We start from the raw sequence: 18,178 nt of genomic DNA on the forward strand, positions 1-18,178 counted from the left end.
TGCGATGACCTTCTTGCGACGCTTGATCTTCATGAGACACCTCCCCGTCAGCAGTCAGAAGCCGATCTTCCAGGCAGGCCCACCTGCCCGGGACCCTACCAGCCGAATTCGCCAGTGACACCCCCGACAGTGGCGACGATCAATTGATATCGCAGAGAGTGATACCGTCGAAACCGCAATTTCCACAGGGGCAGAAAAACAACGTGATCGGCGATCACCGCCCGACTACCGAGGGTGATAGCGCGCGAATCCCATCTGATCTCGTCCCGAATGGTGGGCGGGCACCCGTACCTGCCGGAGAAACACCGGCGGCACATGGGGTCGCGCGGAGGTCCGGTTGCCGCTACCGGTCGCCGACGGGCGGGCGAAAGTACCAGGTGGTCGTGGCGACCCGGCGGAAGTCCAGCGACTCGTACAGGGGCAGCCCGGCGTCGGTGGCGACCAGCGTGAACGGCCGCCCCGGATGCGCCCGGACGGCCCGGGTCAGCACTGCCCGCGCCAGCCCGGCCGATCGGTGCTCAGGCGACGTGACCAGCCAGTAGAGGCCCACCACGCGACCGTCGTCGTAGGTGTAACCCGCGGCGGCCGCCTCGCCCCGCCGGTACGCCAGCCAGGCGGTCCAGCCCCGAACCCCGAGCAGGTGCGCCGGAAGGGCCTCGCCCCGGCGCCACGGCAACAGCGCGGACACCGGGAAACCCTCCACGATCAGGCGCTCCGCCACGGCCAGCTCGTCGGGACCGGAAACCCGGACGACCCGTGCGGTCTCGCCGGCGACCGTCGGCAGCTCCGTCGCCGGGCGCACCATCACCGGCATGTGCAGGACCCGTGCCGTCGAGGCGGGCAGCAGGGCGTCGCGGCCGCCGAACGTGTCCTCCAGGACGACGCTCTTCGCGGCAGGGACGCTGTCGAGGAGGCGCGCCACGTCCGCCACCGGCACCGGCGCGCGCAGGATGAGCCGCGTCACCCGGGGCAGGTCCGCCCGGAAGGACACGTCGTCCTGCTGCGCGTCGCGGGCTACCGCCCGCCACATCGCCGACGCGTTCTCGACGTAGGCGCCCGATCCGATCACCCGCAGGAGTGTAACGCCGGGGGTCGGCATGCTCGGTGGAGCGTGCACCCGCGTACCCGGCTCCCGGGCGTCCGCACGGGTACCTGTCGCGGTGACCTTCTCGATCGCCGCCTGGTGCCCGCACTCTCGTCAGCTCGGGGACCGACTACGACTGCGACGGCATCCGCCCGGCCCGGACAGTGCGGTCGCCTGACGAGCCTGCCCGGGGTCGGACGAGTTCGCGTTGCAGGATCAGCGCCGCACCGCCGATGGCGGCCGCGTCGGATCCATTGGCTGACGTCACGACCCGTACCGGGTGGGCGCGGCGGGAGAACCAACGTCGGTCGACCTCGTTCTGGATGATGCTCCGGTAGATGCTGGCGGCCGAGCCGAAGCCCGGCCCGGCCAGCACGATGAAGTCGAGGTCGAACAGGTTGGTCAGCGTGACGGCCGCGCCGCCGAGGTGACGGGCGGACCGTTCGACCAGGCTTCGCGCCATCGGGTCGCCGGAACTGGCCGCGGTCGTGATCCGCGAGAAGTCGACGAGGAAGTCGCCGCCCTGGGGGTCACGTCCTTTCGGGTCGAGGCCCAGCCGCCGGGCCAGGTTCGACGTCGTCCAGGCCTGGCGCACCACCGCCTCGGGACCGGCCGAACGTTCCAGGCATCCGTTGTTGCCGCAGGTACACGGTGCGCCGTCGACGTCGACGGAGATGTGGCCGATCTCCACAGCGTTGGCGGAGCTACCCCGGTAGACCTCTCCGGCGACCACCACACCACCACCGATGCCGGTGCCCAGGTAGATGCAGCCGTACGTGCTCGTCAGGTCGACCGTGCCCAGCCAGTACTCACCGATCGCGGCGGCGTTGGCGTCATTGTCCAGCAGCACGGGCAGCTGCACGAGGTCGGCCATCCGGCGCGCGACAGGATAGTCGAGCCACTGGGGGTTCGGCTGTGGAGTCAACAACACCCCGGAGCGCCAGTCCTGCGGGCCGTAGGTCACCAGGCCCAGCCCCACCACGGCCGCCTTGTCCACACCGGTCGCGGCGAGGAGGGCGTGGATCTCGTCGGCGAGCCGGGGCAGCATGCGCTCCGGTGGCACTTCCGCGGCACCGGGCAGCACCGTGCGACAGACCGGTTCACCGGCCAGATCGACCACAGTGATGACGCAGGTGTTGCGCTCCAGGTGGACTCCGACGCCGTAGCGGGATCGGGGGTCGATCTGCAGGAGAGTACGCGGCTTACCGCCGGTCGACGGTCCCCGTCCGGTTTCCCGGACGAGACCCTCGACCAGCAGGTCCCGGACGATACGGGTGACCGCTGGCGACGTCAGGCCCAGGCCGGCCGCCAGTTCCACCCGGCTGATGGTGCGCGCGGCCCGGATCATGTCCAGGGCCAGCCCGCGCGTGGTGGCAGCACCGCCGCCGGAGTGACGGAGCGGCATGCCGCACTCCCTCGCTAGGGGCCCTCGGCAACGGGCCGGCAGGGCAACACGCCGCCAACGTACCGCACGGGCAGCCACCGGCCGGTCACCCGGCTCGAATCCGGTCCGTTGACTTACCTACGTTAATTAACTAACGTCCGTGGGAGCGCTTCCATCGATGATCTTAAAGGCTATTGGGTGGCTGCCGCTCGGTGACGCCGGCTGCCGGGCCCGGCGCGGGCCGGGCTGACCAGCAGCCCCGACCCGCCACCGGGCACAGCCCACGAACCAGAACCGAAGGAGAGGAACCAGATGAGACATCGTCATGCCCTGCTGGCCGCCAGTGCCGCCGGAGTTCTGGCACTCGGCAGCATGGCAGCGGTCACGTTGCCGGCGTCGGCGGCGACCACCGGATGCTCGGTCACCTACACCGTGGCGAGCCAGTGGCCCGACGGCTTCACCGCCAACGTCACGATCACCAACCTCGGCTCCGCCGTCACCGGATGGACGCTGGGGTTCACCTTCCCGAACACGGCCCAGAAGGTCGGTCAGGGCTGGAGCGCCAACTGGACCCAGTCCGGCGCCGAGGTCACCGCCACCAGCATGGGTTGGAACGGCTCACTGGACACGGGCTCGTCGACCTCCATCGGGTTCTCCGGAACATGGCGCGGCACCAACCCGGTACCTGATTCGTTCGCGCTCAACGGCACCACCTGCACCGGCGCGGTGATCACGCCGACGGCCAGCCCCACCACCGCGGACCCGTCCCCCACCGCGAGCAACCCTCCCGGCCCCGGCGGACCCGCACCGGAGCTGCGGGTGTCCGGGAACAAGATCGTGACAGCGAGCGGACGGCCCTACCGCCTCCTCGGTGTCAGCCGGTCGAGCGGGGAGTACGCCTGCGTCCAGGGCAAGGGCCAGTGGGACGGCGGCCCGGTCGACCAGGCGTCGGTCGATGCCATGAAGACCTGGAACATCCACGCTGTCCGGATCCCGCTCAACGAGGAGTGCTGGCTCGGCGTCAACGGCACCCCGAGTGGTGCCACCTACCAACAGGGCATCAAGGACTACGTCGACCTGCTGGTCGCCAACGGCATCAACCCCATCCTCGACCTGCACTGGACCTGGGGCGCCTACAGCAACGGGCCGGACTGGCACTGCAAGGACACCACCGCCACGTGCCAGAAGCCGATGCCGGACGCCCGGTACGCCCCACAGTTCTGGACCAGCGTGGCGAACACCTTCAAGGGCAACGACGCCGTCGTGTTCGACCTGTTCAACGAGCCCTACCCGGAGATCGCCGCGGACTGGAACAAGACCCTGGGATGGCAGTGTCTGCGCGACGGCGGCACCTGCACCGGCATCCCCTACGAGGTGGCCGGCATGCAGGACCTGGTCGACGCGGTCCGCGCGACCGGCGCGACCAACATCCTGATGGTCGGCGGCCTGGAGTGGACTAACGACATGGGCGAGTGGCTGACGTACCAGCCGAACGACCCGCTCGACAACATCGCCGCGTCCTGGCACGCGTACAGCTTCAACGCCTGTGCGAGCACGACCTGCTGGGACAGCAAGATCGCTCCGCTGGCCGAGAAGGTGCCCGTGGTGCTCGGCGAGTTCGGACAGGACAACTGTAGTTACGACTACATGGACACGCTGATGGACTGGGCCACCGCGCACGGCCTGTCCCACCTGGCGTGGACGTGGAACCCGTGGGGGTGCACCACCGGCGCCGTCCTCATCAAGGACTGGCAGGGCACCCCCGAACCTGGCGTCGGCGAAGGTTACAAGGCCCACCTGCTCGCTCAGGACCCCTACGCGACCCGGTAGACGCGGGCCCTCGGGTCACCCGGTCCTGAGCCCGGCGGCCCCCCCAGTACCCCGGGATCTCCCCGGGGTCCGGGCGGGCCGCCGCGGGTGGCCGGGACGGGTGGGGCCCCTGGTCACCGGGAGGTGGCGTCCTGGACCTCACCGACGAGTTCCTCGACGATGTCCTCGAGGAAGATGACGCCGGTGATCCCTGCCCGGCCGTCGAGGACCTGGGCGACGTGGGCGCCGTTCCTCCGGAGCGCTGCCAGGGCGTCTTCGAGTTCGCTGTCGCGGTCGACGACGGCGAGCCGGCGGATGCGCTCGGTCGGAACGGCGGCGGTGTAGGCGTCACCGGCCAGGTCCATGACGTCCTTGATGTGCACGTACCCGCTGGGTCCGCCGTTCTCGGTGAGCAGGTAGCGGGAGTAGCCGTGGGTGGCCACCGCCCGCTGGATCTCCGCCGGTGTGACGGTCGTCGTCAGGACGACCAGGTCCGCGAGCGGAACCTCCACGTCGCCGACCGTCTTCGCGGTGAACTCGAAGGCTGCGGTCAGGGTCCCCGAACCGTCGACGAGCACGCCCTCACGGGTGGACTGCCGCACGATGGTCGCCACCTCGTCCAGGTTGTAGGTGCTGGTCGCCTCGTCCTTGGGCGTCACCCGGAACAGACGGAGGATGCCGTTCGCGACTCCGTTCAGGCTCCAGATGATCGGCTTGAGGATCCGGGCGACGATCACCAGCGGCGGGGCGAGGACCAGTGCCGCTCGGGTCGGTACGGAGAACGAGATGTTCTTGGGAACCATCTCGCCGAAGACCACGTGCAGGAAGGTCACCAGGGCGAGTGCGACGGCGAACGCGAGCACGGTGACCGCCTCGGGTGAGAGCGGAGTGTGCGCGAGCGGAACCTCCAACAAATGGTGGATGGCCGGCTCGGAGACGTTCAGGATCAGCAGCGAACAGACGGTGATGCCGAGCTGGCTGGTCGCCAGCATCAGGGTGGCGTTCTCCATCGCCCAGAGCGTGGTCCTGGCGGACCGGCTTCCGGCCTGGGCCCTGGGTTCGATCTGGGACCGCCGTGCGGAGATCACCGCGAACTCCGCGCCCACGAAGAACGCGTTGACGACCAGCAGCACGACGAGCCAGACGATGCCGGGCAGGTACTCGCTCAACGGGTCCTCTCTTCCGTACGGCCGGAGGGGGTGCGCCCGGGTGCGGTGTCACCGGTGGTCTCGGCGGGGACGAACCGCAGCCGATCGGCTTGGACGCCGTTGAGGCGCTCCACGCGGAGGATCCCGCCCTCGATCGTGACCTCGTCCCCGACCTGGGGGAACCGGTTCAGACCGGCGGTGACGAAGCCGGCGACCGTGTCGTAGTCGTCGTGCTCCGGCACCCTGATCCTGGCCCGGTCGAGCAGCTCGTCCGGCCGGAGCGTGGCGTCGAACACGATCGACGTGCCGCGTCGCAGCACGACGGCACGGACCCGGTCGTGTTCGTCCTCCAGCTCACCGATGATCTCCTCGACCAGGTCCTCGAGGGTGACGATGCCGGCGGCGCCACCGTGCTCGTCGTAGACGACCGCGAACTGCAGTCCCCCACTGCGCAGCGCGGGCAGCAGCGCGTCGAGGCCCATCGTCTCGGGTACCCGTAACGGCTCGACCATCAGGTCGCGGGCGTCGACGTCGCCACGCTCGGCCGGGGGCACCGCGAAGGCGTGCTTGACGTGCAGCACCCCGATGAGGTCGTCGAGGTCCCGGCCGACGACCGGGAACCGCGACAGGCCGGTGGCCACGGACCTGGTGATGATCTCGCTGGCGGTCGCGGTGGAAGCGACCGCCGCCATCCGGACCCGTGGGGTCATCACGTCGGAGGCGTCCCGGTCGGAAAAGCGCAGCGTACGGTCCAGCAGCGTCGCGTGTTCCGGATCGAGCACGCCGGCACGGGCCGAATGCCGCAGCAGTGAGCTGAGCTCCTCGGCGGTGCGCGCGGCGGACAACTCCTCCTTCGGTTCGATGCCGAAGGCGCGGATCACCGCGTTGGCCGTGTTGTTGAAGAACACGATCATGGGCTTCAGGACGGTGGTGAACAGGGCCTGGAACGGCACCACGACCTTCGCGGTCTGCCGGGGCACCGCGAGCGCGAAGTTCTTCGGTACGAGTTCGCCGATCACCATCGAGAAGAGGGTCGCCAGGAGGATGCCGACGACCGCTCCGACCGCGGGGACCGCGCTCCCCGGCACGCCGGCGGCCTCGAGCGGATCAGCGAGCAGCGCGCTGACCGCCGGCTCGAAGGTGTACCCGGTCAACAGGGTGGTCAGGGAGATACCGAGCTGGGCGCTCGACAGGTGCGTCGACGTGATCTTCAACGCCGCGATGGTCGGGCCCAGCCGCCGTTCACCACGGGCCTGGCGTGCCTCGAGGTCACCCCGGTCGAGGTTGACCAGCGCGAACTCGGCGGCGACGAAGAGACCGGTGCCGACGGTGAGCAACAGCCCGGTGCCCAGCAGGATCCACTCGTTCATCGGTCAGCCCCTGCCGCTTGCGCCGCCACGGTGGCGGCCTCGACGGCCAGGGGCCACGGACTGTGAGAAGGAAGATCGCTCATAAGACGACCGAGGGTAGCCAGCCCCGCTGAGAACAAGCTGTGCCTGGTCACTGGCGGTGCCGCCGCAGGTTAGCCCGCTCCGCCCGGGGCGACGGAGCAGGACGGCGACGGCACCGGACCGGGGTCAGGGTGTCCGGCTCGCCGCGGCCCGTCCGACGGTGCTCTCGCGTACGACGAGCCGGTGCGGCGCACGCAGTTCCATCCCGGGCAGCGACGTTCGGCTGGCGATACGCAGCAGCACACGCTCGACGGCGGTCGTCGCGATCAGCTCCTTGTCGGGCGAGATCGTGCTCACCGGCGGGTTCGCGTAGGCACCGTCCTCGATGTCGTCGTAGCCGATCACGGCGACGTCCTCGGGGACCCGCAGACCGCGCGAGGCGAGTACGTGCATCGCGCCCAGCGCCACCAGGTCGCTGTAGCAGAACACGGCGTCCGGCGGCTCCGGCAGGTCGAGCAGATGGCGCATCGCGCCCGCCCCGTCGGCCCGGTTGAAACGCGGGGTCGCGATGACGAGTTCGTCGTGCACGGCCACGCCACGGCGCTCGTGCGCCTCACGGAACCCGCGCGTGCGCAACTGCGCGGCCTCACCGGTGGGGTAGGGCTGGTCCCCGATCGCGGCGAGCCGCGTGCGGCCGAGGTCCAGCAGGTGCTCGGTGGCCTGCCGGGACGCCGTGACGTCGTCGATACCGACGTGGTCGAACGTCCCCTGGCTGACCCGCTCGCCGAGGATCACCAGTGGCAGGCTGGGATCGTGGTCGGCCAGGGCCTGCTGGTCGAGGCCGAGCGGGCTGAAGATGATGCCGTCGAAGAGCAGCCGGCTGCGCCCGTGGTTGATGAGCATCCGCTCGTGGTCGGGATCGCCGTCGGTCTGGTCGATGAGCACGTTGTACCCCTGCGCGCGGGCGGCGCGGATGATGCCCTGCAGCAGCTCCGAGAAGTACGGCGTGTCGAGGTACGGCACCACGACGGCGATCTGCCCGGAACGGCCCTGGGCGAGGTTACGGGCCAGGACGTTGGGCCGGTAGCCGAGCTGCTCGACAGCTTGCATGACCCGGGCGCGGGTGTGCTCGGTGACGTTCGCGTAACCGTTGACGACGTTGGAGACCGTCCGGCTGGAGACGCCGGCCAGGTCGGCGACCTCACGTAGGGTGACATCCCGCCGCATGTCAGCCCCCTTCCGATGCCGAAGGCCGGCGCGAGTTTCCGGCACGTTACCTCTTGCCGTCCATCGATGGTCCGGGCATGCTGTTTGCAGCGCTGCAAAGACGAAACCAGGACGTGCGACGAGCGCAGGGTGCGGCGCGGACCAGGCGAGTCATGCCGTTTCCCGGCGGCCGGCCGTCGGCGTGCACCACGACCGGCCTCATTGACAGGTACATCGGCTGCAGAGGCAGTCGATCCCCGGTGGAGGAGTCCCGTGAGTGTCAGGATTTCCAGTCCAGGTCGCAGGCCGCTGACCGCGGCGGTGGCGGTCCTCGCCGCTCTGCTGTTGGTGGCGTGCAGTTCGGACGGTGGCGAGAAGCAGGACGGCCCGGTCACGATCACGGTGTGGGCGTGGTACCCGGCCTTCCAGGGCGTGGTCGACCTGTTCAACCGTACGCACACCGACATCAGGATCGAGTGGACCAACGCGGGGACCGGCCAGGACCAGTACACGAAGCTGCAGACCGCGCTGAAGGCCGGCAAGGGCGCGCCCGACGTGGTGATGCTCGAGTTCCAGGAACTGCCGACCTTCCAGCTCACCAAGCATCTCGTCGACCTGGGCAGGTACGGGGCCAACGACCTCAGGGGCAACTACGTCGACTGGGCGTGGAAACAGGTCAGCAACGGCGACGCCGTCTACGCGATCCCGGTCGACGCCGGACCGATGGCCATGCTGTACCGGCAGGACATCTTCGAGCAGTACGGGCTCACGGTGCCGAAGACCTGGGCGGAGTTCAAGGAACAGGCGCAGAAACTGAAGGCCGCCGCGCCCGACAGGTTCATGACGGACTTCGGGGCGAACGACGGTGGCTTCATGACGGGGCTGATGTGGCAGGCCGGCGCGCGTCCGTTCACGTACGACGTGGCAAAGCCGCAGAACATCGGTGTTAACGTTAACAGCGAACCGGCCACAAAGGTGATGTCGTACTGGGAGGACCTGGTGGACAACGGCCTGGCCGACACCACCGCCTACGGCACGACGGACTTCTACAACGGGCTCGGCAGCGGGAAGTACGCGACCTATCTGGCCGCGGGGTGGGGTCCCGGCTACCTGGCGAGCGTGGCGAAGACGACGGCCGGCAAGTGGCGGGCGGCACCGCTGCCCCAGTGGACCGCCGGAGAGGACGCCCAGGGCGACTGGGGTGGCTCGTCGTTCGCGGTGACCGACCAGACGAAGCACCCCGAGCAGGCCACCAGGGTCGCCATGGAGATCTTCGGAGCGAACCGGGACGCCTGGAAGATCGGCATCGACGAGGCGTTCCTGTTCCCGACGGCCACACCGATCCTGGAGTGGGACTACTTCCGCACCAAGGAGTACGCGTTCTTCGGGGGTCAGAAGGTCAACGAGGTCTTCGTGCCGGCGTACAACGGCATCGAGGAATTCGCGTGGAGCCCGTTCAACAGCTACAGCTTCAACCAACTGACCACCGCGCTGGGACAGGCGGTGGAGAAGAAGACGTCGTGGCCGGACGCGCTGGGCACCGTCCAGCAGAACGTCACGACGTACGCGTCGAAACAGGGCTTCAAGGTCTCGCGATGACCCCGAACCGACCTGTCCCCGTGGCCGCCGCTCCGGCGGTCACCGGACCCGTCGTGCCCGACCGGGGCCGGCTGTCCACGGCCCGTCGGCGTCGGTTCGACCGGCAGGCCGCTGCCGGATGGCTGTTCGTCGCGCCGTTCGCCGTCCTGCTCGTCGTGTTCCTGCTGCTGCCGATGGGGTACGCGTTCAAGCTCAGTCTGTACCGCTCCACCCTGGTGGAGGGCGAGGTGTTCGCCGCGCTGGACAACTACCGGCAGGCCCTGGGTGACCCCGAGTTCCGGTCGGGCACGCTGCGGGTGCTCGTCTTCGGGCTCGTCCAGACGCCGGTGATGATCGCTGTCGCACTCGTGCTGGCCCTGCTGGTCGACGGCGTCAGCTCGCGCTTCGCGCGGACGCTGCGGTTGGCGGCGTTCGTCCCGTACGCCGTGCCGGTGGTCATCGGCACGCTGATGTGGGGTTTCCTGTACAGCCGGAACACCGGCCCGTTCCGGTTCACCGGCATCGACTTCCTGACCGGTGACACCGTCCTGGCCTCCCTGGGAAACCTCGTCACCTGGCAGTGGGCCGGCTACAACATGATCGTGCTGTACGCCGCGCTCCAGGGGGTACCGCGCGAGGTCTACGAGTCCGCCCGGCTCGACGGTGCCGGGTCGGTGCAGATCGCGCTACGGATCAAGACACCGATGATCTCGGCGGCCCTGGTGCTCTGCACCGTCTTCACGATCGTCGGCACCCTCCAGTTCTTCACCGAGCCCCTCATCCTGCAGCCGCTCAACCCAGGGGCGATCACCAACGGCTACACACCCAACGTCTACGCCTACAACCAGGCGTTCTCGTACCAGCAGTACAACTACTCGGCGGCGATCTCCTTCCTGCTCGGCGCAGTGGTCTTCGCCGGTTCGTACATCTTCCTGTTCGTCACGCGGAAGAGGAGCGCGCTGCGATGATCACCCCGGCGGCCAGGAGCACCGAGCCGGCGCGGCGCCGCAGCGGCACCATCGCCGCACACGCGGTGATGGCGCTGTTCGTCGTCTACTTCCTGCTGCCGTTCTGGTGGCTGCTCGTCGCGGCGACCAAGGACAACGACGGGCTGTTCGGCTCTCATCCACTCTGGTTCGCCGACCTGCACCTGTTCGACAATCTCCGGCTGCTGTTCACCCAGGACGACGGCCTCTACCTGCGGTGGCTGGGCAACTCGGCCCTCTACGCCGTCACCAGCGGCGTCGGGGCCACCGCGATCGCCGCCCTGGCCGGCTACGCCTTCGCCAAACTACGCTTTCCCGGCCGCAACGCGCTGTTCGCGCTGCTGCTCGGTCTCATCATGGTGCCGGCGACGGCCCTGGTCCTGCCGACGTACCTGCTGATGGCCGAGGCCGGGCTCATCAACTCGGTCTGGGCGGTCATCCTGCCCTCGTTGCTCAACCCGTTCGGGGTGTACCTGCTCCGGGTCTACGCCCACGACTCGGTGCCCGACGAGATGCTCGAGGCCGCCCGGATCGACGGCGCGGGGGAACTCCGGGTCTTCCGCAGCGTCGCCCTGCCCGCCATGCGACCGGCGCTGGTCACCGTCCTGCTGTTCAGCATGGTGGCGACCTGGAACAACTTCTTCCTGCCGCTGGTCATGCTCAGCGACCAGAACCTCTACCCGCTCACCGTCGGCCTACGGTCCTGGTACCTGTCGGCGACCATCGGCAACGGTGGCCCCGCCCTGTTCAACGTGATCGTGGTCGGCTCACTGGTGGCCATCGTGCCGCTGATCGTCGCGTTCCTGCTGCTCCAGCGGTACTGGCGCGGCGGCCTGACCATCGGCGCCCTGAAGTGACCGAACCGTCCGACTGTGCGTGCCGGCGGCACGACAGCATCTCCGGGAGGGACAGCCGTGCAGCTCGCGCACGTCACACTCGATCCTGCCGCCGTCGTGGCACCGGTCAACCGGCGCACCTTCGGCACGTTCGTCGAACACCTGGGCCGCTGCGTCTACACCGGCCTCTACGAGCCCGGCCACCCGTCCGCGGACGAGGACGGGTTCCGCGCCGACGTCCTCGCCCTGACCCGCGAACTCGGTGTCACCACCGTCCGCTACCCGGGTGGCAACTTCGTCTCCGGGTACCGCTGGGAGGACGGTGTCGGCCCGAGGGACCGGCGTCCGCGCCGTCGTGACCTCGCCTGGCGCAGCATCGAGACCAACGAGGTCGGCATCGACGAGTTCGCGCGGTGGGCCGCCAAGGCCGACGTCGAGATCATGTACGCGGTGAACCTGGGCACCCGTGGCGTGCAGGAGGCCCTCGACGTCCACGAGTACGTCAACCAGCCCGCCGGCACCCACCTGGCCGATCTGCGACGGGCCAACGGCGCCGACAAGCCCTACGGCATCCGGATGTGGTGCCTGGGCAACGAGCTCGACGGCCCGTGGCAGCTCGGGCACCAGAACGCCGAGGCGTACGGGCAGCTCGCCGCCGCCACCGCCCGGGCGCTGCGGGCGGCCGAACCGGACCTGGAACTGATCGTCTGTGGCAGCTCCAGCTCCAGCATGCCGACGTTCGGCGCCTGGGAAGCCACTGTCCTCACACACACCTACGACCTGGTGGACTACGTCTCGTGTCACGCCTACTACGAGGAACACGACGGTGACCTCGGTTCGTTCCTCGCCTCCGCCACGGACATGGACCACTTCGTCGACAGCATCGTCGCCACCGCCGACAGCATCGGTGCCCGGCTGCGCAGCAAGAAGAAGATCCAGCTGTCCTTCGACGAGTGGAACGTCTGGTACCTCTCCCGCTTCCAGAACCAGCCGCCCGCCGACGACTGGAGGGTCGCCCCACGGGTCATCGAGGACGAGTACACCGTCGCCGACGCCGTCGTCGTCGGCAACCTGCTCATCTCCCTGCTGCGGCACAGCGACCGGGTCACCGCGGCCTGCCAGGCTCAGCTGGTCAACGTGATCGCCCCGATCCGCACCGAGCCGGGCGGGCCCGCCTGGCGGCAGACCATCTTCCATCCGTTCGCCCGCACGGCGGCGCTGGCCCGCGGCGACGTCCTTCGCACGGTGGTCGACGGCCCGGCCTACCAGACGGCCCGCCACGGCGAGACGTCGGTGGTCGACGCCGTCGCCACCCACGACGCGGCGACGGGCGAGGTGGCGGTCTTCGTCGTCAACCGCGACCAGGCCCGGCCGGTGGAGGTCAGCATCGATCTGAGCCGCTTCGGTGCCGTGGCGTGGACCGCGGCGGCGTCGACGCTCTCCGACGACGACGTGCGCGCCACCAACACCGCGGACCACCCGGACCGGGTCGGGTTGCGACCCAACCGGGAGCTCTCGACCCACGCCGGCGGCGCACGGGTCGTGCTGCCACCGGTGTCCTGGACGGCCGTGCGGCTCTCCGTGGCACCGACCCGCTGACCAGCCCGGCGCAGAACGCGGTCGGCGGTTGCGCCGGCCGCAGCGGAAGCGACGTCCGGCACGCACCGAGGGTGTCGGACGCGTTTCCCGCTGTGTGCACCATTCGCGCGCAGCACTCAGAAAACGCTCTCTGGAATGACCGGGTCGCATCCCGTCGCGGAACTCCGCGCCCCCGAGAATAACTCGACGCGGCCCGATGCCTCATCCACTTGACAGCCTTCGATGTTAGCGCGAACATTTTTCCTGTAACGCATGCGTAACGCCGCTGCCACGATTGTGTGGGCGTGCGTTCGCCGCCGCGTTGAACGCGGTCGCCACGGCACGTCCGGTCACCGAACGTGGGCAGCCGTTCGCACTTCACCGTGGCGACATCGTTCCGTCGGAACCACGGGACTCGGCGTCCCGGACCGGTCCGACCAATCGAAGGAGGTTCTCGGTGACGACGGTGGTTCAGGTGTCGGGGGTGGGTTCGCGCCGGCGTGGCTGGCGGGCGGGCCTGGTCGCGGGTACGGCGGTAGTGGTGTTGGCGGGCGCGGGGGTGGTCTACGGGATGCCGTCGGCCTCCGCCGCGACCGTGGACACCTCGGCGTCGTACGTGTTCGTCAACCGGCACAGCGGCAAGGCCATGGATCTCTACGACTGGTCCACGGCAGAGAACGCCCCGGTCAACCAGTGGACCCGCAACGACCTCGCGGTCCAGCAGTGGCAGTTCGTCGACGCCGGCGGCGGGTACTACAAAGTCCGGTCACGACACAGCGGCAAGGTACTGGAACTGCCGAACGCCACCGACGGCACCCAGCTGGTGCAGACCACCGACCGGGGAGCGGCCACCCAACAGTTCCGGCTACAGGACTCCGCCGGCGGGTACGTACGCTTCGTCAACCGCCAGTCCAGCAAAGTCATCGACGTGTGGGAGTGGTCCACGGCCGACGGCGGCCGACTGGCCGGCTACTCCGACGCCGACGGCACCAACCAACAGTGGCAGTTGGTACGCCTGAACGGCGGAACACCCACCACACCGCCCACCCGGACGTTCACCAACCCGATCAAGCGCAACGGTCCGGACCCGTGGCTCCAGGTGCACAACGGGACGTACTACCTCGCCACGACGACGTGGAACTCGACGATCACCATGCGCCGGTCCACCACCCTCGCCGGGCTGGCGACCGCCCAGGATCAGGTGATCTTCAACCTGGCCGGACGTCCCAACGGCTGCTGCAACATGTGGGCTCCTGAGTTCCACCTGATCAACGGACCGAACGGACCCCGGTGGTACTTCTACTACACCGCCGGACAGAACGTGCCCGACTTCAACCCCACGCAGCGGCTGCACGTGTTGGAGAGCGCCGGCACCGACCCGATGGGCCCGTACACGTTCAAGGCCGACCTCGGCAACGACTGGCAGTTGGACGCGAGCATCCTGACGGTCAACAACCGGCTCTACCTGATGGGCACGTACAACCCCGGCGGCAGCTACGGGCAGAGCCTGTTCATCACGCCCATGAGCAACCCGTGGACGCTCGGCGGCAGCCGGGTGCGGCTGAGTTCCCCGACGCTGTCCTGGGAGCGTCAGACCCACCCGGTCAACGAGGGACCGGAGCCGCTGTACCGCAACGGGCGCACCATGATCGTGTACTCGGCGAGCGCCTGCTGGGGACCGGACTACAAGCTCGGCCTGCTCACCCTGACCGGCAGCGACCCACTCAACCCCGCGCACTGGACCAAGGCGCCGAACCCGGTCTTCCAGCGCAGCGACACCAACGGCGTCTACGCGCCGGGGCACAACGGCTTCTTCACCTCACCCGACGGCACCGAGAGCTGGATCGTCTACCACGCCAACGACTCCGCCGGTGGCGGCTGTGACATGAACCGGTCCACCCGGGCCCAGAAGTTCACCTGGAACGCCGACGGCACTCCGAACTTCGGCACCCCTGCCCGACTCGGGGTCACCCTCACCGCCCCCTCGGGCGAGTGAACCGACCCGGTCCCCGCAGCACGCGCATTCCTCGAACCCCGCACCTGGCCCGCCCACCGGGCCGGAAATGAGAAACGCGATGGTCTCTCGACGCACCCTGCTGACCACCGGAGCATCCGCGGCGGTGGTCGCCGGCACCGGCCTCCTGTTCCACGGCACGGCACCGGCCTGGGCCGCTCCGACGTACGGCGGCTACGTGATGGGCTACTTCACCGAGTCCCCGTCCTCGCTGGCCGACAACTACGGCCTCCACCTGGCCATCAGCACCGACGGCCTCAACTGGACCCCGCTCAACCAGAACAGTCCGGTCGTCACCCCGACCGCCGGCACCGGTGGCCTGCGCGACCCGTTCATCATGCGCAAGCAGGACAACACCTTCGTCGTGCTCGCCACCGACCTGAAGGGCAAGGACTTCACCCGGCAGAACCAGTACATCCACCTCTGGGACTCCCCTGACCTGCGCAGTTTCACCGGCTACCGCCGGATACGGATGCACACGATGCCGACCCACACCTGGGCGCCGGAGGCGTTCTGGGACGCCTCACGGGGCCAGTACGGCATCCTGTACTCCGCCAGGAACGGTGGCCGGGACGCCTTCTACGTCAACTACACCACCGACTTCCGCACGGTCAGCGCCCACCAGCTGTACTTCGACCCGGGCACCGACGTGCTGGACGCCACGATGCACGTCGGGACCGGAACGAACTACCTGTACTACAAGAGCTTCGCCGACGGGCGACTCTACGGCGCCCGGTCCAGCAGTCTCGCCCCGCGCAGCTTCGACCGCGGCACCTACACCAGCGGCGTGATCAATGGCGGCATCGAGGCGCCCATCGTGGTCAAGGCCAACGACCGTGACGAATGGTTCCTGTGGGGCGACTCGTTCTCCCCGAACAACGGCGAACTCTACGTGTGGCGCAGCGGCGACATCGACAGCAACGGCTGGACGCCTCTCGGCAAGGAACGCTACACCCAGCCGCTCAACGCCAAGCATCCCACCATCGCACCGATCACCGCCGCCGAGCACGCGGCACTGCTCTCCCGGTGGGGCGCTCCGACCTGGAACCGGATCAAGTCGTACAACTTCCCCGACCACCTGATCCGCCACGCCAGCAACGCGGCGCGGATCGACCCCTACCCGTTCGACCCCTACGCCGACGCCCAGTGGCGTCTGCGGCCCGGCCTGGCGAGTTCGTCGGGCGTGTCGTTCGAGTCGGTCAACTACCCCGGCCGGTACCTGCGGCACAGCGGCTACGTCCTGGGCCTGGCCGCCGACGACGGCTCCTCCGGGTTCGCCGGCGACGCCACCTTCCACCGGACCGCGGGTCTCGCCGACGGTGGATGGACCTCGTTCCGCTCGCACAACATCGCCGACCACTACATCCGCCATGCCAACTACGCCCTGCGCATCGATCCGCTGAGCACCTCCTCGAGCGCGACGGACCGTGCGGACGCCACGTTCCGGATCGGGTACTGAGCACGGTGTCCCGGCCGGTGGCAGAGCGGCGGCGACGGCTTACGCCAAACGCATGTCAACTCGTACCGAAGCAATTCTTGTCTTCGCTCCACGATGGTGCGGCAACCGTTGCGGCACCCGTTTCCCAGGGAGGTTCTCGGTGACGACGGTGGTTCAGGTGCCAGGGGCGCGTTCGCGCTGGCGGGCAGGCTTGGTCGCGGGTACGGCGATGGTGCTGGTGGCGGGCGCGGGGGTGGTCTACGGGATGCCGTCGGCCTCCGCCGCGACCGTGGACACCTCGGCGTCGTACGTGTTCGTCAACCGGCACAGCGGCAAGGCCATGGATCTCTACGACTGGTCCACGGCAGAGAACGCCCCGGTCAACCAGTGGACCCGCAACGACCTCGCGGTCCAGCAGTGGCAGTTCGTCGACGCCGGCGGCGGGTACTACAAAGTCCGGTCACGACACAGCGGCAAGGTACTGGAACTGCCGAACGCCACCGACGGCACCCAGCTGGTGCAGACCACCGACCGGGGAGCGGCCACCCAACAGTTCCGGCTACAGGACTCCGCCGGCGGGTACGTACGCTTCGTCAACCGCCAGTCCAGCAAAGTCATCGACGTGTGGGAGTGGTCCACGGCCGACGGCGGCCGACTGGCCGGCTACTCCGACGCCGACGGCACCAACCAACAGTGGCAGTTGGTACGCCTGAACGGCGGAACACCCACCACACCGCCCCCGCCGACGGGCACCCCGCCGCCGGCCTACCCGCAGCCCGTCAGGGTCTCCGGGGACATCGGCGTCCACGACCCGACCGTGGTCAAGCGGCCGGACGGTACCTACCTCGTCGCGCACACCGGTGACAACGTCGCGCTGAAGACCTCCACCGACCGGGTCACCTACCGCAACGCCGGTGCCGTCTTCCCCAACGGCGCTCCGTGGACCACCACGTACACCGGCGGGGCGCGCAACCTGTGGGCGCCCGACCTGTCGTACCGCAACGGTCGTTACTACCTGTACTACTCGGCGTCGACCTTCGGCTCCAACCGCTCGGCGATCTTCCTGGCCACCAGCGCCACCGGCGCGTCCGGAAGCTGGACCAACGAGGGTCTCGTCGTCGAGTCGCGGACGTCGGACAACTTCAACGCGATCGACCCGAACCTCACGGTCGACGACCAGGGCCGGTGGTGGCTCAGCTTCGGCTCGTTCTGGTCCGGAATCAAGATGATCCAGATCGACCCGGTCACCGGCCGCCGGCTCGGCACCTCGATGCACAGCCTCGCCAACTACGGCCCGGGTATCGAGGCGCCCGTCATGGTCAAGCGCGGCGCCTGGTACTACCTGTACGTCTCGTTCGACCGTTGCTGCCAGGGTGCCAGCAGCACGTACCGCGTCATGGTCGGCAGGTCGGCGAGCCCGACCGGCCCGTTCGTCGACCGCGCCGGCCGGGACATGCTCTCCGGCGGGGGCACCCAGGTCCTCGCCTCGCACGGCAGCATCCACGGCCCCGGCCACCAGGCGTTCCTCGCCGACAGTGACGGCGACCACCTGTTCTACCACTACTACGCCGACAACGGCGCGTCGCTGCTCGGCATCAACCGCATCGGCTACGACGCCGCCGGCTGGCCCTACGTGTACTGACCCGCAGAGTCCCGGTGGGTACGTGCGCGTGCCCACCGGGATCCTCCCCACCGCCTTCACGGCGTGGAGAGACGCGGGTGACCT

The 18,178-nt window shown here is 69.0% G+C and carries 13 protein-coding genes; 8 read left to right on the forward strand and 5 right to left on the reverse strand.

Annotation, left to right across the window (positions count from 1 at the left end; translation table 11 throughout):
• Positions 1-343: 343 nt before the first annotated feature.
• Positions 344-1,069, reverse strand: coding sequence for a GNAT family N-acetyltransferase (locus AB0F58_RS01790; RefSeq protein ID WP_357136471.1), 726 nt, complete (start codon positions 1,067-1,069; stop codon positions 344-346).
• A gap of 145 nt (positions 1,070-1,214) precedes the next feature.
• Positions 1,215-2,489, reverse strand: a complete 1,275-nt coding sequence (locus tag AB0F58_RS01795) for an ROK family transcriptional regulator (protein ID WP_357136474.1) — start codon at positions 2,487-2,489, stop codon at positions 1,215-1,217.
• A gap of 291 nt (positions 2,490-2,780) precedes the next feature.
• On the opposite strand from AB0F58_RS01795, the gene AB0F58_RS01800 reads away from it, so the two are divergent.
• Positions 2,781-4,298: a cellulase family glycosylhydrolase gene (locus AB0F58_RS01800; protein WP_357136477.1), complete on the forward strand. Its 1,518-nt coding sequence runs from the start codon at positions 2,781-2,783 to the stop codon at positions 4,296-4,298.
• A gap of 113 nt (positions 4,299-4,411) precedes the next feature.
• Here AB0F58_RS01800 and AB0F58_RS01805 read toward each other — a convergent pair whose 3' ends face one another.
• From AB0F58_RS01805 to AB0F58_RS01815, 3 genes are all read right to left on the reverse strand, one after another.
• Positions 4,412-5,446: a hemolysin family protein gene (locus tag AB0F58_RS01805; protein ID WP_357136479.1), complete on the reverse strand. Its 1,035-nt coding sequence runs from the start codon at positions 5,444-5,446 to the stop codon at positions 4,412-4,414.
• Complete coding sequence (locus AB0F58_RS01810; RefSeq protein ID WP_357136481.1) at positions 5,443-6,795, reverse strand: hemolysin family protein; 1,353 nt, start codon at positions 6,793-6,795, stop codon at positions 5,443-5,445. The genes AB0F58_RS01805 and AB0F58_RS01810 overlap by 4 nt, the downstream gene beginning before the upstream one ends.
• Positions 6,796-7,002: 207 nt before the next feature.
• A complete protein-coding gene (locus tag AB0F58_RS01815) occupies positions 7,003-8,043 on the reverse strand; it encodes a LacI family DNA-binding transcriptional regulator (RefSeq protein ID WP_357136483.1) in 1,041 nt (346 codons plus the stop codon).
• 252 nt (positions 8,044-8,295) lie between these two features.
• On the opposite strand from AB0F58_RS01815, the gene AB0F58_RS01820 reads away from it, so the two are divergent.
• From AB0F58_RS01820 to AB0F58_RS01850, 7 genes are all read left to right on the forward strand, one after another.
• Positions 8,296-9,621, forward strand: coding sequence for an extracellular solute-binding protein (locus tag AB0F58_RS01820; RefSeq protein ID WP_357136486.1), 1,326 nt, complete (start codon positions 8,296-8,298; stop codon positions 9,619-9,621).
• A complete protein-coding gene (locus AB0F58_RS01825; RefSeq protein WP_357136488.1) occupies positions 9,618-10,568 on the forward strand; it encodes a sugar ABC transporter permease in 951 nt (316 codons plus the stop codon). The genes AB0F58_RS01820 and AB0F58_RS01825 overlap by 4 nt, the downstream gene beginning before the upstream one ends.
• Positions 10,565-11,443: a carbohydrate ABC transporter permease gene (locus tag AB0F58_RS01830; protein ID WP_357136491.1), complete on the forward strand. Its 879-nt coding sequence runs from the start codon at positions 10,565-10,567 to the stop codon at positions 11,441-11,443. The genes AB0F58_RS01825 and AB0F58_RS01830 overlap by 4 nt, the downstream gene beginning before the upstream one ends.
• Positions 11,444-11,500: 57 nt before the next feature.
• Positions 11,501-13,021: an alpha-L-arabinofuranosidase C-terminal domain-containing protein gene (locus AB0F58_RS01835; RefSeq protein ID WP_357136493.1), complete on the forward strand. Its 1,521-nt coding sequence runs from the start codon at positions 11,501-11,503 to the stop codon at positions 13,019-13,021.
• Between the two features lie 550 nt (positions 13,022-13,571).
• Positions 13,572-14,996: a family 43 glycosylhydrolase gene (locus AB0F58_RS01840; protein WP_357136799.1), complete on the forward strand. Its 1,425-nt coding sequence runs from the start codon at positions 13,572-13,574 to the stop codon at positions 14,994-14,996.
• Positions 14,997-15,075: 79 nt separating this feature from the next.
• Complete coding sequence (locus AB0F58_RS01845) at positions 15,076-16,473, forward strand: glycoside hydrolase family 43 protein (protein WP_357136495.1); 1,398 nt, start codon at positions 15,076-15,078, stop codon at positions 16,471-16,473.
• 139 nt (positions 16,474-16,612) lie between these two features.
• A complete protein-coding gene (locus AB0F58_RS01850) occupies positions 16,613-18,094 on the forward strand; it encodes a family 43 glycosylhydrolase (RefSeq protein WP_357136497.1) in 1,482 nt (493 codons plus the stop codon).
• The last annotated feature ends 84 nt before the right edge of the window (positions 18,095-18,178 follow it).

The sequence above is a fragment of the Micromonospora sp. NPDC023956 genome (assembly GCF_040639195.1).
In the GTDB taxonomy this organism is placed as follows: Bacteria; Actinomycetota; Actinomycetes; order Mycobacteriales; family Micromonosporaceae; genus Micromonospora.